The organism is Teichococcus oryzae (assembly GCF_008386565.1).
GTDB classification, from domain to species: Bacteria; Pseudomonadota; Alphaproteobacteria; order Acetobacterales; family Acetobacteraceae; genus Pseudoroseomonas; species Pseudoroseomonas oryzae.
Map to the genome: position 1 here is coordinate 1 of NZ_VUKA01000081.1, position 609 is coordinate 609.

Sequence of the window (609 nt, forward strand, 5' to 3'; positions counted from 1 at the left end):
TGGCCACGATCTGCATCTGCCCGTCCGGCAATGGCCGCTGCAGCTCCCTCGCAATCTCCCACGGCGCCTCCATCCAGGTGTTCATCTCCTCCGGCGTGGTCAGCAGCACCGGCATGGCCTTGGGGTGGATCGAGCCCACCACGTCGTTGGCCTCGGTGGTCAGGAAGCCATAAAGCTGGTGCTCCCCCTCCACTGGGTTGGCCTTGGTGCCGCGGATGCCGGTCCATCGGGTCCAGATCCCGGCAAAGGCAAAGAGCGGCCGCTGCTCATCGAGCGCGAACCACACCGGCGTTTTCTTCGGCTTGGTGTCCTGCCACTCGCAGAAGGCGGTGACCGGCACCAGGCAGCGGTGCGGGGGCCCCAGCCAGCGGCGCCAATGCGGGCTGCGGGTGTTGCGGATGTTGGTGACAGGATGCCCGCCGAACTGCGCCGGACCCGGCATGCCCCAGCGCAGCATGGCCAGCTCCCGCCCGCCCTTCTCCGCCTGACGCACCACCGGCGCCAGGCTGTCGGGGTAGATGGCGGGCAGCGGCGGCAGATTGCCGGTGCGGTCATCCATCACCTGCATCAGCGCGCGAATCGCCTGCTGGCTCGAGGTCATGCTGTACA

1 protein-coding gene is annotated in these 609 nt (G+C 68.3%); it reads right to left on the reverse strand.

What is annotated here, in order from left to right; translation table 11 throughout:
- Window positions 1-609: SOS response-associated peptidase (locus F0Q34_RS21615; protein ID WP_241665627.1), on the reverse strand; the 609-nt coding region annotated here is incomplete at both ends.